The following is a 15,547-nucleotide window of genomic DNA, read 5'->3' on the forward strand; positions in this document are numbered from 1 at the left end:
CCCCATTAACGAATTGATTGGGCGGCGCTACGTTTTTGCCTGTTTTTCCGCCGCGCCGCGTGCCATCGTCGGGAATACTATGTTTGCATACAATACCGGGCCGATGCCACGGTAAAAAATCTTGGAGGGGAAAAAGGATGAGCGATCTCGCACAGGCGATTGGTTGGACTGCGCCCGAAGGCTGGCCTGCGATGAGCCGCGAAGACTGCGTTGCAGCGCTGACCGCCCCTGGCGCGAGATTCGAGATGGAGAACATCGATATCCGCGGCGTACCGACCCGCGTGTGGAAGAATGCGCCGACCAACCTCAGGGTAATTGCGGAACTGGGCAGATCGCACGGTGGCAGGGAGTTCACGGTCTACGAAGGAGAGCGGGTTACGTACGATGCGTGGTACCGCGCGGTCGCCACACTGGCGCACGAATTTCAGACGCGCGGGATCAGGAAGGGCGACCGGATCGCGCTGGCCATGCGCAATCTGCCGGAATGGCCGGTGGCATTCTTCGCCGCAGTGACCATCGGCGCGATCTGCGTTCCGCTGAATGCGTGGTGGACCGGCCCCGAACTGGCATACGGCCTGAAAAATTCCGGCGCACGCATTCTGGTCTGCGATGCCGAACGGTGGGAGAGGATCCAACCGCACAGGCAGGATTGCCCGGACCTAGAAGCCGCGATCGTTTCGCGCACCGATGGTGAGCCGGCAGGTGCCGCGACGCTGGAAAGCATTATCGGAACACCGGCAGATTTCGCCGGCCTCCCGCCAGCCGAGCTGCCCGATGTTTCAATCGATCCTGATGATGACGCGACGATATTCTACACAAGCGGCACCACCGGAAATCCCAAGGGCGCACTGGGCACCCACCGCAATCTGTGCACCAACATCCTTTCAAGCGGTTTCAACGCCGCCTGTGCCGCGCTGAGGCGCGGTGAACAACCGCCGGAACCCGCAGCAAAAACCGGCCTGATGGTCATCCCGCTGTTTCACGTGACAGCCTGCTCGGCGAACCTGATGGGGGGCATCGCCGCGGGCAACAAACTGATCTTCATGCACAAATGGGACCCGGTCGAAGCATTCCAGATTATCGAGCGTGAGAAGGTCAACGTCACCGGCGGCGTCCCGACAATCGCATGGCAATTGCTGGAACATCCAGAGCGGAAGAATTACGACCTCTCCAGCCTCGAAGCCATCGCCTATGGCGGCGCGCCTGCTGCCCCGGAACTGGTGCGCAAAATCCGCGAAGTGTTCGGCGCACTGCCCGGGAATGGTTGGGGCATGACCGAAACCATGGCCACAGTGACCGGCCACAGCTCTGAAGATTATCTCAACCGCCCGGACAGCTGCGGCCCGCCCGTCGCAGTCGCCGACCTGAAAATCATGAACGACGATGGCACGGCGGAATTGCCCGTGGGCGAAGTCGGCGAGCTGTGGGCGCGCGGCCCCATGATCGTGAAAGGATACTGGAACAATCCAGAGGCCACGGCAGCCACCTTCACCGATGGCTGGGTGCATACCGGCGACCTTGCCAAACTGGACGGCGAGGGTTTCTGCTACATCGTCGACCGTGCCAAGGACATGATCATTCGCGGCGGTGAAAACATCTATTCATCAGAGGTCGAGAATGTCCTCTACGATCATCCGGCGGTCACCGATGCCGCGCTGATCGGCTTGCCGCATACCCAGCTGGGAGAAGAACCGGCGGCAGTCGTTCACCTGGCCCCCGGAGAGCAAGCAAGCGAAGACGAATTGCGCGCATGGGTCGGGGAACGGCTTGCGAAGTTCAAAATCCCCGTCCGCATTGCTTTCAGCGAAGACACTTTGCCGCGCAACGCCAACGGGAAAATCCTGAAGAAAGACCTCCAGTCCTTCTTCACCAGCTAGTCAGGGCGTTCAACCGAAGCGGCGCGGCTCTCTGACCAGTATCAGAACGAACAGGAGAGCCGCTGCCAGCGAGACAAACGCAGCGACAATCAGCGGAGTGTAGCCCATCGCCGCAACAGCCAGACCGGCGGCGATCGGCCCGATCGACGCGATAGCCCCTTCTGTGGTTGTCAGCAGAGCGAGACGCATGGGTATGTCCTCATGCTCGCCAAATTCGAGCACCAGCGTCACCGCCGCCATCATCCATCCGGAGAAGCCGAAGCCCAGCGCGACGAACGCGGCGATCACAATCCATCCGCTGCCGATTACGAGCAGCGCCATGCCCGCAAGGCTGCTCAGCAAGGCACCGATATAGACCAGGCGGAAGCCATAGCGGTCGCCCACCCCGCCCCAGACCAGATTTGAAACCGTATCCGCCCCCAGGAAAGCCAGGCTGAGCGTGCCGATCAGCGCACCGTCCATTCCCATGCGGTCGCCGACATACAGCGTCCAGAACGGCAATCCGACGCGCGCAATTGTGCCGAATGCATGGGCAATCAGAAACGCACGGAAACCGCGATGGGACAGCAGCATGGCGAATTGAGCAAACCTTTCGCGCAGCGGAATTGCCGGGCGCAGGCGCGGTGCATCAGGCTCCCTAATCCCCAGTTTCAGTACGACCAGCCCGACTGTTGTCAAAAGAAACGCGAGCAGAAACGTCGTCGCATAGCCGTTACCGAACCATTGCTGCTCGATGAAATAATGCCCGGCGACCCACGCAAGGACCGCTGCAATCATTCCGCCGATCATGTTGCGAATGCCCTGCAATCTGCCGCGCCGGTCCATCGGGATCAGTTTTGCCATCAGCATCTGAAACGCGACCCTCTGCGCTCCGCTGAAAAAGCCGAGCAGAAGAAAAGCAGCCAGCGTCACCACAAGCAGCGCGGTGCCTTCCAGCATCCATGCCGCGATCGCGAGCGCCAGCACCATCACCCGCATCATCGAACCGACCGAAATAGCGTAGGGTAAAATCCGGTTGCGGCTTTCGATCCGCGCGCCGGACAGGATCGGGGAAAGCGTGCCGCCCACTTGCAGCAGCGCGGCACCCAAACCGACTGCTGCCGCACTGCCGGTCAGGAAAAAGATGTAGGCGGGGATGATGGTCGGTGCATAAATCAACCTAAACCCGGTCATCCCGAAGACACCGTGGATCAGATTTGCGGTGTAGTTGCGCTTGAGGTTGCTTTCCACAAACGCAGAATGGCGCGCCCAGACGTCTCCATCCGGGCGCGCCTCATTCGCCTCGCCAGTGCCGGCGAGAGTGTCGCTCAATACCCGCTGATCCCGGCAAACCGGCCCCGCAGCCACGGCGTGCTGCCCCAGCTTGCCTCAAGCACACGGGCGCGTTTGAGATAAAAACCGATGTCGTATTCGTCGGTCATTCCGATACCCCCGTGCAATTGCAGGCCCTCGCGGCTGATAGCGTGCAGCACACGGTTTGCTTCTGCCTTGGCGATTGTCGCCGCACGGGCGACACCAAAGCCGCTGTCGAGCGCCTGAAGACCGCCCTCAACCGCAGAACGCATTTGAGCAAGGTCGCCAAACAGATCTGCCATGCGGTGCTGCAACGACTGGAAAGTGGCCAGCACCTGATTGAACTGCACACGCTGCTTCAGATAATCGAGCGTCGTATCGAACACCGCCTGCGCCATGCCCAGCATTTCGCACGCGGTCAGTATCCGTGCACGGTCGAGCACCTGTTCAAGCAGATCGTCGCCGCCGCCCTCCAGCTTTTGCGCAGGCGCATTGTCAAAACTGACCTCTGCATGGCTTCGCAAATCGGCGAGCTTACGGGACGACAGGGAAACTCCCTGACCACTTTCGACCAGATAGAGCCCATCCCTGGCCGCAACCACGAACAGATCTGCACTATGCGCCTCGTGCACGAATGCCTTCGTGCCTGACACTTTGCCACCTGCAGCGCTGGTCTCTATCGCAGCGGGGTTGTGCCGCGCGCTCTCGTCAATCGCGAGCGTTGCGATTGCTTCCCCGCTGGCAAGTTTCGGTAGCCAGGCAGCTTTCTGTTCTTCGTTTCCACCAAGAATGATCGCAGAGGCTGCCACTGTGTTCGCAATCAGCGGGCTTGCCGTCAGCGTCTTGCCCAATTCCTCGATCACGAGACCGGCCGAAAGCCAGCCAAAATCTGAACCGCCATGTTCTTCGGGAATTATCACCCCGGTCCAGCCCATGTCCGCCATTGCGGAATAGGCATCGCGGCTGAAGGCTTCCGGCTGACCGCCGGCGCGTACCTTGCGCCATTCGGTGACCGGGCTTTCCTTGCTCGCCCAATCGCGCGCCATATCGCGCAGCATTTCCTGTTCTTCGTTGAGAATGGCCATCGTTCTGTGCCCTCCCTTACTGGTGATCGAGCATGCCGAGGACACGCTTCGCAATGATGTTGTTCTGAATTTCCGTCGATCCGCCATAGATCGTGGTGGCTTTCCCGAAGAGCCAGCCGCGGACACCGGCAAGTTCCTTGTCGGTGAAACCCTCGCCTTCCCAGCCGAGGCCTTGGAGGCCCATGATTTCAATCGCCATCTCGGCACGTTCCTGACCCAGCTTGGTGCCAAGTTTCTTGAGTACTGAACTGATTTCAGAGACGCCGCCTTGCGCCTTGCTTTCTTCCACCGCGCGGCGCGCAGTCAGCAAGAACGAATTCCAGCGGATCTCAAAATCTGCGATCCTGTCGCGCAGAACAGGGTCATCAATCCGGCCATCCGCATCGGTCCCGACATAATGCTTGGCAACATCGGCGATGCTCGCACCCATCAGGCGTGCCATGCTGCCACCGCCCGACAAATTGGTCCGCTCATGTTGAAGCAGACGCTTGCCGATGGTCCAGCCGTTACCCTCTTCGCCGACCAGGTTTTCCTTTGGCACTTTGACGTCGGTGAAGAATGTTTCGCAGAACGGGCTGGCGCCACTGATCATCGTGATCGGGCGCACTTCGACGCCGGGCATATCCATGTCGATCAGAAGGAAGCTGATGCCCTTGTGCTTGTCGCTGCGATCGGTGCGAACGAGGCAGAAGCACTTGTCCGCCCACTGGCCCCCGCTGGTCCATGTTTTCTGGCCATTGACGAGGTAATGTTCGCCCTTGTCCTCGGCCATGGTTTGAAGGTTGGCGAGGTCCGAACCGGCATTGGGTTCTGAATATCCCTGGCACCAGCGGATTTCACCGCGGCAGATCGGCGGAATATGCTCTTTCTTCTGCTCTTCGCTGCCATATTCGAGGAGCGTAGGGCCGAACATCATCACGCCCATGCCGCCAATCGGGTTGAAAGCCCCGATCTTGGCCATTTCCTGATCGAGAATGCGTGCCTGCGGCTTGGTCAAGCCGCCGCCGCCATATTCCTTGGGCCAGGTTGGTGTGCCCCACCCACGGGCGCCCATCGCTTCGCGCCATTGGCGCTGCGCATCGCTTTCCTCGGTTGGTCCCTCGACGCTGGCGAGAGCATTGTTCTTGCCCTTCAGCTCTGCGGGGAAATTCTCAGCCAGAAACTGGCGGACCTCCTCGCGAAAGGCATCCCCTTCGCTTGCTGCTGCACTATCGACCTGTGTTGCCATCGCCTGTCTCCTCTATCAGCCCGGTCCGGCTCGAAGCCGGCGAGCATTTTGTATGCTTGCATACATATAACCGCGATCAGCGTTTGGGCAACAAGCGAACGAGAAATGCCTGCCTGCTCGCAAACTTCCCCGGTGGCGCGCGCTAAACGCCGTGTGAAATCTCAGTGGAATTCCAGTCCGTCGAATTTGCCCGAGTCCCGCCAGTCCTGAATATACTTGAAATACGCCATCGCTCCGGCTGGATAGCCGACCGACAGCTTGGCCTTTGGCCCCGGCTCCTGACCTTCGTTGTTATAATATCCCGGCGTGCAATCTTGCGCGCCGATCATCATACCCGGACCGCTAAGCAGCAGATCGATCCATTGCCGCTCTGCCTCTTGCGTCACTTCGACCTCAGCCGCATCTCTTCGGATGGCTTCATCGACTATCGCCGCGATCGTCGCGCCGGACTCGGTCAGATTGTGCGGGATGTTGGAAATCAGGTTCGCGCCCTGTGTTGGCTGGACAACAAACATGTTCGGGAAGCCTCGCACATGAATTCCGTGTTTCGTGCGCATCCCATCGGCCCAATATTCGGAAAGCCTGACGCCGCCGCGGCCGACCGGATCATAGCCCGCCCGCGCCGTGTAATCCGTCCCCACTTCGAAGCCAGAGGCGTAAATTATGCAGTCGACTGGATATTCCTTTCCGCCTGCGACGAGCCCCGTTTCCGTAATCCGGTCCACGCCCTTGCCGCCTGTATCGATCAGATGTGTGCCGGGTGTGTTGAATGCCTGAAGATAGGCATCGTGGAAGCATGGCCGCTTGCACAATTGGCGGTACCAGGCCTTCAGCGATTGTGCTGTTTCCGGGTCCTCCACCAATTGATCGACACGCCCGCGTATCTCCTCCATTTTCTCGAAATCGGCATCTTCGAATGCGGACATCATCCCTTCCGGATTCATCTTTTCAGGCGGTAGGGTAAAAATTCGGGCGCGCAGGCGCTTTGCGATATCGGTCCAGCCATCCTGCACCAGATCCTCCGAAGCTCCCGGTCCGGCTGCCTGATTTGCGGTGAAGTTTTCGAGCCAGCGCTTTTGCCAGCCGGGCTGCGCGACATCAGCAAACCATTCCGGGTCGATCGGCTGATTGTTGCGCACGTCGATCGAGGATGGTGTGCGCTGGAACACATACAGTTCCTTGGCCGCGCGGGCGAGATGGGGGACGCATTGGACCGAGGTTGCGCCGGTGCCGATAATGGCGACCCGTTTGTCCGAGAGCCCGGTCATCGGCGCACCAGAAGGATCGCCGCCGGTATACCCATAATCCCAGCGGCTGGTGTGAAAGCTTTGCCCTTCGAAGCTTCCGATCCCTTCGATACCGGGCAATTTGGCAACGTGCAGCGGGCCTGTGCCCATGCCCAGAAACTGTGCGGTGAACTCGTCGCAGCGATTGGTGCGTATGATCCAGCGATGCGCTGCCTCGTCCCATTCCAGCGCTTCGACCTCAGTATGAAAGAGCGCATTTTCATACAGTCCATATTGCCGGCCAATGCGCTGGCAATGCTCGAGGATTTCCGGACCATGCGCGTATTTTTCGGTCGGCATATGGCCGGTTTCTTCGAGCAGCGGCATGTAGATCATTGATGCTGTGTCGCACTGCGCACCCGGATACCGGTTCCAGTACCACGTGCCGCCAAAATCCCCGCCCTTCTCGATGATGCGGACGTCGGTGATGCCGCGTTCGGCCAGCCGTGCGCCCGCGACCAGCCCGGCAAATCCACCCCCGATAAAAGCGAACGTCACATGATCACGCAACGGCTCTCGCGGCTTGACCGGCATATGCGGGTCTTCGGCATAGGCGGCGAATTTGCCTTCCAGCCGCTGGTACTGCTCATTGCCATCAGGACGCAGCCGCTTGGCACGTTCTTCAGCATATTTGCGGCGCAAGGCCTCCTTGTCGATGCTGCCTGCCGTACCCGCCGGTTGCGCGTTGCCTGCCATTATCCCTCAGTCCTTCTTGAAAAATTGCGCGGCGTTATTGTTCTGTCCGGTCGGCTGCACGCCACATTTCGAGCACCGAAAGCAGCGCAGTCGCAAATGCGATTGGCTGGTCGAGCATCAGGTGGTGCCGGGCATTGGGTACAGGAATGATCGGAAAATCATCCCCGCCAAGTTCGCGCAGATAATCGGCGGAATCGTCGGTGAAGAGCAAACTACGCTGGCCGTAGATCACCGCCTTGCGGCCCGGTGCCTCGACAATTCGCGGCCCCTGCCTTTCCCACCTGTCTTCGCGCGTTGTATCGCGGCGAAATACGCCTGGATCGAACTTCCAGCTCCAACCGCCATCGACCCGCTTCATGGAATGATAGGCCATGTATTCGAGCAAATAGGGTTCTTCCACCTTCTGCTTGGGCGAAAGAACATAGCGGCCGCGAGCCGTTTCATAGTCCGGATAAATCTTGTTCGGCCGGTCAGGGTCCTGCGAGCCCGGCGGCCGGTTGCCACTGAAATGCCGTGCCAGATGCTCCGGCCTCAGCGCCATCAGATCGCAGATGATCGCACCGGTAAACTCGCTGTGATGCGCCTGCATCGTCTCAATCGCGACATTCCCGCCGTAGGAATGGGCTATGATAACCGGCTTCCGCTTGTGATCGAACAATCCGGTCTGCCGGGCCACCGCCATCAGTTCGGCGACGCGTGTCTCATCGGAATAGCGCTCGCGCGTGCCGGAATCGCCCATGCCCGACAGATCATATGCGATTACGTGATGATCCTTGGCCAGATAAGGCCCTATGGCTGCGAAGCATCCTGCGTGTGAGAGAAACCCATGCAGCAAGATCAACGGGGGGTTGGCCGGGTCGCCCCACTCGAAATAATTGATCAGGCATCCCCGGTCGGTGGCAGTACCCCGCGAAACCGGTTGCCCCAGCACCCATGCCAACCAGCCTTCAGGTTCCGGCAGCAGCGTATTGTCATCTTTGATTGGTTGTATGTGCAATGCGGTAATCCCTCTCCGTCAGACAATTTGTATCAATACATATTAATATGTAAATGGGGTCCCAATCCTGGCGGCGCTTGATGAGGGGCTTGGCTTGATGCAGTTAACGCCGCTGGGTCGGGGGAACTGATGAGAAACGACAATGAAGGCGCGGCTGATGAAATCGGCCCGGCAATCGAGGAAGCGATCAGGTTCAGCTATCTGCTGGGCGACAGCACACGCTGGATGCGCCACGCCTATGACCGGGAAATGCAGAAACTGGGGCTTACGCGCGCGCAATGGCGCATGCTGCTTGCCGTGCTTCACAAACGGTCTCCGACGCAGAGTGAACTTGCCGAAATGCTGGACATCGGCCGCGCGTCTGCGGGGGTTCTGATCCGCCAGCTTGAAGACAAGAATTATTTGCAGCGCCACGAAGACGACACCGATGGACGTGTCAGGCGCGTACGCCCCAGCCAGCGGGCGATCGATTCAGCAGCACAAATGACGGATCTGGGAAATGCGGCCGCGGAAAAGCTGTTTGCTGGAATCTCCCCGCAGGATCTGGAAACGGCCACTCAGGTCCTGAAAGCGATCAAGGCGAACGCGCGCGTCGGGCTCGGCTGATTATGCGCCGCGCTCGCGCGCCTTCAACGCAGCTAGATTCGCCTCGTGGTCGCTGCGATTGATCGAATACGCGGCAACACACAGCATCATCGCCAGCCACAGCCCGAAAATCACCGGAATATAATAGAAACCGATCCCGTCGATGGCAGCCTGCGACACCTCGTCAGGTTGCGCCCCTTCGGGGAAATTCGACAGCGACAGAATGATTGCGACCATGAAACCACCTAGGCCAAGGGTGCATTTCTTGGAAAAACTGATCGCTGCGAAAAACATACCTTCAGAACGGCGTCCGGTTTTCAGTTCGCTCTGCTCGACGATGTCTCCGATCATGGACGACATCAGAATTTGCGCCGTGATAATCAGCGCAACGTCGATCATCTGGAACACCAGAATGAAATAGAACAACGCGTCCTCACCATTGGCCGGCAGCATGTCCATCAGCCTCAGAATGTAGGGCATCGGGGTCATGATCATGGCGGTTCCGCCAGTCAGCAATGCCCCTTGCTTCTTGCCGAGCTTCCTCGAAATGACTTGCGACAATACTAGGGCAACAACGCAGGAAATAAACAGCGCGAGCTGCAGGCCGGACACCTGTTGCGGGCTGAATCCCCAGAAGAACCCCATCAGATAATGGTTCAAGCCTGCCCCGACGCCGGTTGCAGCCGCCCCGAACAGAGCGGCCACGAACAGAACCAGAAAAGACCGGTTGGACAGAGTTTCAAAAATCTCGCCAAACACACCCCGCACAGTTTTCTTTTCCTTGGGCGGGGCGGCCCGCATATACTTGATGCGGCCATGCGTTGCGATGCTGCAAGTCAGAACGCTAAGCAGGATCAGCGACGATGCAACAAAACCATACGTCCTGTATCCCTGGACATTGAAATAGCCGTTCGAAATCGTGTCTGTCGGGACCAGGAAGATTGCGAGCGTGACGATGGAAAGCGATGCACCGCCCAGCCACCCGAAGAAATAACGGTAAGACATGATATCCGTGCGCTGATCGTAGTCGTCGGTCAGCTCCGGCATCATCGCGGTGCTCGGCACCTGGTAAAAGGTAATGAAGGTCCGCGTGATGATCGCCATGGCAAGCAGATATCCGAACAGGCCCATCTGGCTCATCCCCTCCGGCGGGGTCCAGACGAAATAATAACCCAGCACCAGCGGTATGACCGAAGCGTACATGAATGGATGGCGCCGGCCCCAGCGGGAATGGAAGTTGTCGGAGATGTACCCGACCAGTGGGTCGCTGATCGCATCAAGAATAAGTGCGAGGAAGATAGCGAGGCCAGCAAGGCCCGCATCCAGGCCCATAACAGCGCTGTAAAAGAACATCAGGAAATAATTGTAACCCTGATCCTTTACGCCGTGGGCCACCGCGCCAAAACCGTAAGCGATTTTCGTGATTAGGCGCAGCGGCGGTATCTCGGCCGAACGCCCTCCAGCCTCGGCGCCCGCCGCGCCGGTCATGCCAGCGGCAACGGCCGCAGCTTGTGTTTCCGCTTGCCGGTTTCCTACCATCGATGTCCTACCCTCTCCAAGGTGCAATGATGAGAACAGATTGTAGGTTAACATACAAGTCCCGTCTTTTTGCCACGGGATCTTTGCGGCACGCGATTAGGGAATAATCCTGATACCGCGCTTGATGAAGCGAACCCTAGTTTCGGCCCGAAGAAAAACAAATCGGTGGGGCGCGACATTCCAAAATCTTTCAAGGCAATTCTCATGCTCTCTTCTGCGGCATGCGCAAGCAGCGGAGCAATGGCACAAACTGAAATCCAGTCTCAGGAGAGTGAACCAGTAGTTGAACAAGTGGTTGAAGCCGAAGCTTCGGATGCCAAGGTTTCCTTCAGCGCCGACCTTGATGGAGCGGTGGGATACGCTGACAACATTTTTGCGACCCAGAATTCGCGGATCGATGATCTGGTCGCAGTCATCCGCCCGCGGATAAACCTGTCTGCGCAGGATAGCGCTTACCGCGTCGCCGCAAGCGCGCGCGGCCTGATCGGTCGCTATGAAGAAAATACATCCGAAAATTATGAAGACTGGGAGCTGACGCTGGATGGGCGGCTGAAACTCAGCGACAGGGCCACCATTGTCGGCGGCGGCAGCTATCAATGGGATCATGAAAATCGTTCGTCGCCTGACGATGTGAATGGCACAGAGCCAACACAATTCGAACGGGCGTATGGCTTTGCCGGGCTTTTGCTTGACACTGATGACCTGAGCATTCGGCTCGCTGCCACTGTCGCAGACCTCGATTTCGACGACGTGCCGTCAATCAGCGGCACCATCAACAATGATGACCGTGACCGGGTGCGCTACGAGTTGGGCGGCCGAATTGGATATCAGGCAAACCCGGACACCCAGCCCTTCTTGCAGATCGCTTACGACGAGCGGGATTATAGCGCCCGGCTCGATGATTTCGGCTTCGCCCGCAGTTCCAGCGGGTACACGGCAACCGCCGGGATCCGTCACAGATTCTCACCGCGCCTCAGCGGCGAGATTTTCGCCGGCATCATGGAACAGAACTTCGACGACCCCTCGCTGGAAAACGTCAGCACGGTGGATTTCGGCGCGTTGCTCAACTGGAGCGACCCTCGCGGTGTTTCAGCCAATCTACGCATCGACCGAACGGTAGAGGAAACCACACTGCCCGGTTCTTCGGCCTACATCCTCAGCACCGCACGACTATCCCTTCAGGCCGCCAATACGGCGCGTTTCTCTGCCGGATTCGGGATCAGTGGATCGCATCTGGACTATGTCGGTGTATCCCGCTCCGAGTTCATTTTATCCAGCGACATCTGGTCCCGTTTCTGGCTCAGCCCGAGGATTTACATCGGCGCTGACTATGATTTTGCCGAACGGACTTCGAACCGCGCCGGCTTTGATTTTCAGGAAAATCGGTTCTTCCTTCGCCTTGGTGCGCAGACGCGCGCTCGAAAAGACTTCGCCGAGGGACAGGGTTTCAACCTGTCGTCTGGCATTGCTCCTGCCGGGGCGTATGGCGCCTTGCTGCTCGGTCATTCGACTATCGTGACCGCCCTCGATGGCCCGCGCGGCAGGGACGGAGCGAACACTGCGGATTTCGGCAATGATGGCGCAAGCTTGTCAGCAATCGGCGGCTACGGTGTTGTGAGCGGACAATTCTATCTCGGCCTGGAAGTCGAAGGCACTCTTGATGGTGCCGATTGGCAGCATATCGCGAGCCGAGACTTCGCCTTGAGCAAGCGCCACTCATTTGGCGGGAACGCACGCGTGGGCATTGTGACCCCTCATTCCGACCTACTTTACACCCGCTTTGGTCTGCGCTGGACCAAGGTCAGAACCGATTACAGCCATGCCAATTCTTCGATTACGATCAGTGATACCAAGCTTGGCCCCGGGTTCGGTGTCGGTATGGAAGCTGGCGCCGGCAGACGGGGCTTTCTCCGCGCCGAATATGGCTTCCAGTCTTACGGTGATACTGACATTCCAACCGGAGTCGGAGGGTTCGACAATTTTTCCAGCAAGGAGAGCCAGTTCCGCGTCGGTATCGGCTTCCGGACCGGAGAACAGCAGAAGACGGATCTCCCACCGCACAATTTTGCCGGACCTTACATTGGGGTGCAGGTCGGTCACGGCTCACTGATCAGCGAAAACTCCGGCATACGCTCGGGCGGAACGCCGATCGTTATAGATCGCGCTAGCGGAGGCCCGCTGGCCGGATTGGTTGCTGGCCTGTCTGCGCGCGCTGGCCGGTTGATCTTTGGCGGCGAATTCGAAGCGGATATTTCCAACATAGACTGGAATATCGAACGCGAACCCACCGGTCGCATCTACTCCACAGAACACGAGCTATCTTTTGGGGCTGCTGCCCGGGTTGGTTTTCAATTGGGCAAAGCCGCGCACGTATATGGCCGTCTGGGTTTCGCCAGAACGAGATTTGAAACCGACTACTCAACGCAGGCGGCGTCCGTCCGCGAAATCAACTGGGAAACCGGGCTCCGTGCCGGCGGCGGCATCGAGCTAGGCATCGCAGCCAGGACGTCCCTCAGGTTCGATTACACACACACAGATTATGGCGGCTTCGATGTCGAAATTGATGCCGCATCCGATGGATTCGAGAACAGCGAAAACCTGTTCCGAATAGGCGTCTTATTCAGACTCTGAAGGGCCGAACGGCAGCCCCGCAACACTACGTAACGACAGAAAAATAATTGGATTGATGCTTGGAAAGATAAAAACAAAGTGAGGTCAAAAATGTTTAAAAACATCAGCAAAACTAGCTTGAAAGCTCTCCCCTATGGCACCGCACTGGCTGCCATGATGGTCTTCGGAGCAGGGTACAGCCTACCTGCCTCGGCAGAGGTAGCTGCGTCGATTCAACAGCATGGCGGCGGCCATGATAGTGGCTCAACAGACGATCACGACCACACAGATACCGATCACGGAAGCGATCACGAAACCCAGGGCCAGCGCGGCAAGAAAGGCGATGCGCCTGGCACTCGCGGCCAAGGCGGCAGGCGCGGCGGACTTGAAGATATCTTCCGCGACGTAACAGGCACGGACACTGGCGACGACGATTCCGACAAACCTGCGTGGGCAGGTGGGAAAGGCGGCAGCGCAGACCGCGGTGGTAAACCCGATACGGCAGGTAAGCAGGGCGACTTGTTTGGCGACATGTATGTAATCCTGCGCGACATAAACGGTGTGCCGATCCTGAGTGAGGAGGGTTTCGTCCAACCGATCGACGCAGATGGCAATCTCATCCCATTGGATGAAGAGGGCGCGCCGATTGATCCGGAACTGGCGATTGAAGTTGAACTGGGCCGCCTCAACGTTGGCAGAGCCCCGCCCCAGGTTCTAGATCGCCGCGCGCAAGAGGTGATCATACTTCTCAACGAAGCGACCGCAATCGAAACTGATGCAGCGGGCCGGCTGGTATTGACCGTTGACGGTGAAGCCAAGACAATCGACTCCCCGTTGGAGAACCTCGCAATTTACATTGCCCTGATGACGACCGGCACCATACCCGGCGTCGACGACTTGCCAGGCACAGAATTTGACTATCTGGTCGACGGCGAATTGACCGCTGCCGATGTCTTGGCCGCAGCGTCCTTCGCGGCCGCTGCAACCGACAAGACAGGTCAGTTCTCGATCGATGAAATCGCCTATCTCAACGCGTTTCTGGATATTAACATCGAAAGAGTTGGGGACGTCAGTTATTCGAATTTTGATTTTAGCGACTTCACCTATGATCGTTCCGACATGTACGAAGGCGTCACTGTCGAGGTTCTCATTCAGCAGCCCGACGGGACGTGGGCACCCACGACAATCAATGTTTATGAAGTGATTTTTGGAGGAGTCGATTTCACAGGAGGAGGATCGATAAGCGCCTTCTCTCAGGCTGCCGATGATGCGCGCAAGATCATCAATTTCATCCATGAGTACGCAATCCCGGCAGACAGCACGGATTGATAGAACATTGGGCGCTGGCGATCCCCTGATATCGCCGGCGCTTCCCAATACTTGGCTCGCGCCAGCATTTGCGCTTACGCGATCCGAACACGGAACGGCAGCTATCAGGTCATTAGCAGCCCGTCCGTTTCTGGCACATCACAAGCTCGTCAAATCAGTCACGAAGGGGGGTGGGAAGCGGACGTTAGACGCCAAGCCATTCAAGGCCAAAGGGAAGCTCTTCAGCCGCGTAATCGACTTGAAGCACTCGCCTGCTCGTGGGCAGAGAAGCTGCCTCGGACGCATGAAGGATCGGCGTTGCATAGAGCCAGACGTCTCCAGCCTCAGCAACACACGACGCGCTGCCACAAACCTCGATGACCTTTTCGACCTCTGCGACCGCGACCCGGCCATACTTGTGGGATCCCGGCGCGATGAGAAGCGGAGCGTTAGTAGCCGGAACATCGTCGAGGTGCGCCCGCAACGTCACCATTCGGGTCAGCAGGTCGAACGGGGGAGCGACATGAACCATGCCGCTCTTGACGGTCCATGGGCCAAAACCGGGAGCCTCTCGCTTCTCCTTCACGCATATTGTTCGGTCCTGATGCCATGCGAGCGACCAATTAACCTCCGGCGACTTATTAAACAGGATCGCCCGCACTGGTCTCGCGGTTGCGCCCAGGACTGAAGCAGCAACGGCTCCGACGCATCCATCGATGGAAAGCGAAGGCGCGAGGCCATCGATCCCGTGGAGCCGAAGGCCAGCCTCCTCTTGTGGCAGGGTGCTCAGGGCCGCCTCCAAGACATCAATACGAATTGAGCGCGCCCTTGAAAAGCTGCGCACCATAAGAGGCGAAATCTGTAGCGATGTCGTCGGTCATCACTCGCTGACTTACGCGTGAGCACCCTTGCCATGCAAGGTCAGCTACTGGGTCGTTAGCTCACAGGCGGCTTTTCGACAAAACAGCCCCCACAGCAGATGTACCGCCTTCGGCCCGATTAGGGGCGTCATACAGACGCGCAGAAGCCCTGCTGGATTGCAG

At 58.4% G+C, this 15,547-nt stretch carries 11 protein-coding genes; 4 read left to right on the forward strand and 7 right to left on the reverse strand.

Going from position 1 to position 15,547, the window contains the following annotated elements; all coding sequences use genetic code 11:
• Window positions 1–137 precede the first annotated feature (137 nt).
• Window positions 138–1,877, forward strand: coding sequence for a class I adenylate-forming enzyme family protein (locus PO778_RS08815; RefSeq protein WP_271439299.1), 1,740 nt, complete (start codon window positions 138–140; stop codon window positions 1,875–1,877).
• A gap of 9 nt (window positions 1,878–1,886) precedes the next feature.
• Here PO778_RS08815 and PO778_RS08820 read toward each other — a convergent pair whose 3' ends face one another.
• The 5 genes from PO778_RS08820 to PO778_RS08840 all read right to left on the reverse strand — a co-directional run bounded on the left by PO778_RS08820 (window position 1,887) and on the right by PO778_RS08840 (window position 8,462).
• Window positions 1,887–3,188, reverse strand: coding sequence for an MFS transporter (locus PO778_RS08820; RefSeq protein ID WP_235903643.1), 1,302 nt, complete (start codon window positions 3,186–3,188; stop codon window positions 1,887–1,889).
• Window positions 3,185–4,255: an acyl-CoA dehydrogenase family protein gene (locus tag PO778_RS08825; RefSeq protein ID WP_271439300.1), complete on the reverse strand. Its 1,071-nt coding sequence runs from the start codon at window positions 4,253–4,255 to the stop codon at window positions 3,185–3,187. The genes PO778_RS08820 and PO778_RS08825 overlap by 4 nt, the downstream gene beginning before the upstream one ends.
• Before the next feature lie 16 nt (window positions 4,256–4,271).
• Window positions 4,272–5,483, reverse strand: coding sequence for an acyl-CoA dehydrogenase family protein (locus PO778_RS08830; RefSeq protein ID WP_271439301.1), 1,212 nt, complete (start codon window positions 5,481–5,483; stop codon window positions 4,272–4,274).
• A 161-nt stretch (window positions 5,484–5,644) separates the two neighbouring features.
• Window positions 5,645–7,465: a flavin-containing monooxygenase gene (locus PO778_RS08835; RefSeq protein WP_271439302.1), complete on the reverse strand. Its 1,821-nt coding sequence runs from the start codon at window positions 7,463–7,465 to the stop codon at window positions 5,645–5,647.
• 34 nt (window positions 7,466–7,499) lie between these two features.
• Complete coding sequence (locus PO778_RS08840) at window positions 7,500–8,462, reverse strand: alpha/beta fold hydrolase (protein WP_271439303.1); 963 nt, start codon at window positions 8,460–8,462, stop codon at window positions 7,500–7,502.
• A 129-nt stretch (window positions 8,463–8,591) separates the two neighbouring features.
• Here PO778_RS08840 and PO778_RS08845 point away from each other — a divergent pair, with 129 nt between their 5' ends.
• Window positions 8,592–9,068 carry a MarR family winged helix-turn-helix transcriptional regulator gene (locus PO778_RS08845; protein ID WP_271439304.1) on the forward strand — a complete coding sequence of 159 codons (477 nt, stop codon included), beginning with the start codon at window positions 8,592–8,594 and terminating at the stop codon, window positions 9,066–9,068.
• On the opposite strand, the gene PO778_RS08850 is transcribed toward PO778_RS08845, so the two are convergent.
• Window positions 9,069–10,535: an MFS transporter gene (locus PO778_RS08850; protein WP_271439305.1), complete on the reverse strand. Its 1,467-nt coding sequence runs from the start codon at window positions 10,533–10,535 to the stop codon at window positions 9,069–9,071. It lies immediately after the preceding gene.
• A gap of 291 nt (window positions 10,536–10,826) precedes the next feature.
• Here PO778_RS08850 and PO778_RS08855 point away from each other — a divergent pair, with 291 nt between their 5' ends.
• Both PO778_RS08855 and PO778_RS08860 read left to right on the forward strand, forming a co-directional pair.
• On the forward strand, window positions 10,827–13,217 hold the full coding sequence (locus PO778_RS08855) for an outer membrane beta-barrel protein (RefSeq protein ID WP_271439306.1): 2,391 nt from the start codon (window positions 10,827–10,829) through the stop codon (window positions 13,215–13,217).
• 117 nt (window positions 13,218–13,334) lie between these two features.
• On the forward strand, window positions 13,335–14,525 hold the full coding sequence (locus PO778_RS08860) for a hypothetical protein (RefSeq protein WP_271439307.1): 1,191 nt from the start codon (window positions 13,335–13,337) through the stop codon (window positions 14,523–14,525).
• A gap of 184 nt (window positions 14,526–14,709) precedes the next feature.
• Here the strand turns inward: PO778_RS08860 and PO778_RS08865 are convergent, their stop codons facing one another.
• Window positions 14,710–15,351, reverse strand: a complete 642-nt coding sequence (locus tag PO778_RS08865; RefSeq protein WP_271439308.1) for a phytanoyl-CoA dioxygenase family protein — start codon at window positions 15,349–15,351, stop codon at window positions 14,710–14,712.
• Between the last annotated feature and the right edge of the window lie 196 nt (window positions 15,352–15,547).

This window comes from Pontixanthobacter luteolus (genome assembly GCF_947494915.1).
Taxonomy (GTDB): domain Bacteria; phylum Pseudomonadota; class Alphaproteobacteria; order Sphingomonadales; family Sphingomonadaceae; genus Pontixanthobacter; species Pontixanthobacter luteolus.

Coding starts and splice junctions, on each gene's coding strand:
- PO778_RS08815 (WP_271439299.1), top strand. CDS start 138: ATGAGCGATCTCGCACAGGCGATTGGTTGGACTGCGCCCGAAGGCTGG.
- PO778_RS08845 (WP_271439304.1), top strand. CDS start 8,592: ATGAGAAACGACAATGAAGGCGCGGCTGATGAAATCGGCCCGGCAATC.
- PO778_RS08835 (WP_271439302.1), bottom strand. CDS start 7,465: ATGGCAGGCAACGCGCAACCGGCGGGTACGGCAGGCAGCATCGACAAG.
- PO778_RS08865 (WP_271439308.1), bottom strand. CDS start 15,351: ATGGTGCGCAGCTTTTCAAGGGCGCGCTCAATTCGTATTGATGTCTTG.
- PO778_RS08850 (WP_271439305.1), bottom strand. CDS start 10,535: ATGACCGGCGCGGCGGGCGCCGAGGCTGGAGGGCGTTCGGCCGAGATA.
- PO778_RS08830 (WP_271439301.1), bottom strand. CDS start 5,483: ATGGCAACACAGGTCGATAGTGCAGCAGCAAGCGAAGGGGATGCCTTT.
- PO778_RS08825 (WP_271439300.1), bottom strand. CDS start 4,255: ATGGCCATTCTCAACGAAGAACAGGAAATGCTGCGCGATATGGCGCGC.
- PO778_RS08855 (WP_271439306.1), top strand. CDS start 10,827: ATGGCACAAACTGAAATCCAGTCTCAGGAGAGTGAACCAGTAGTTGAA.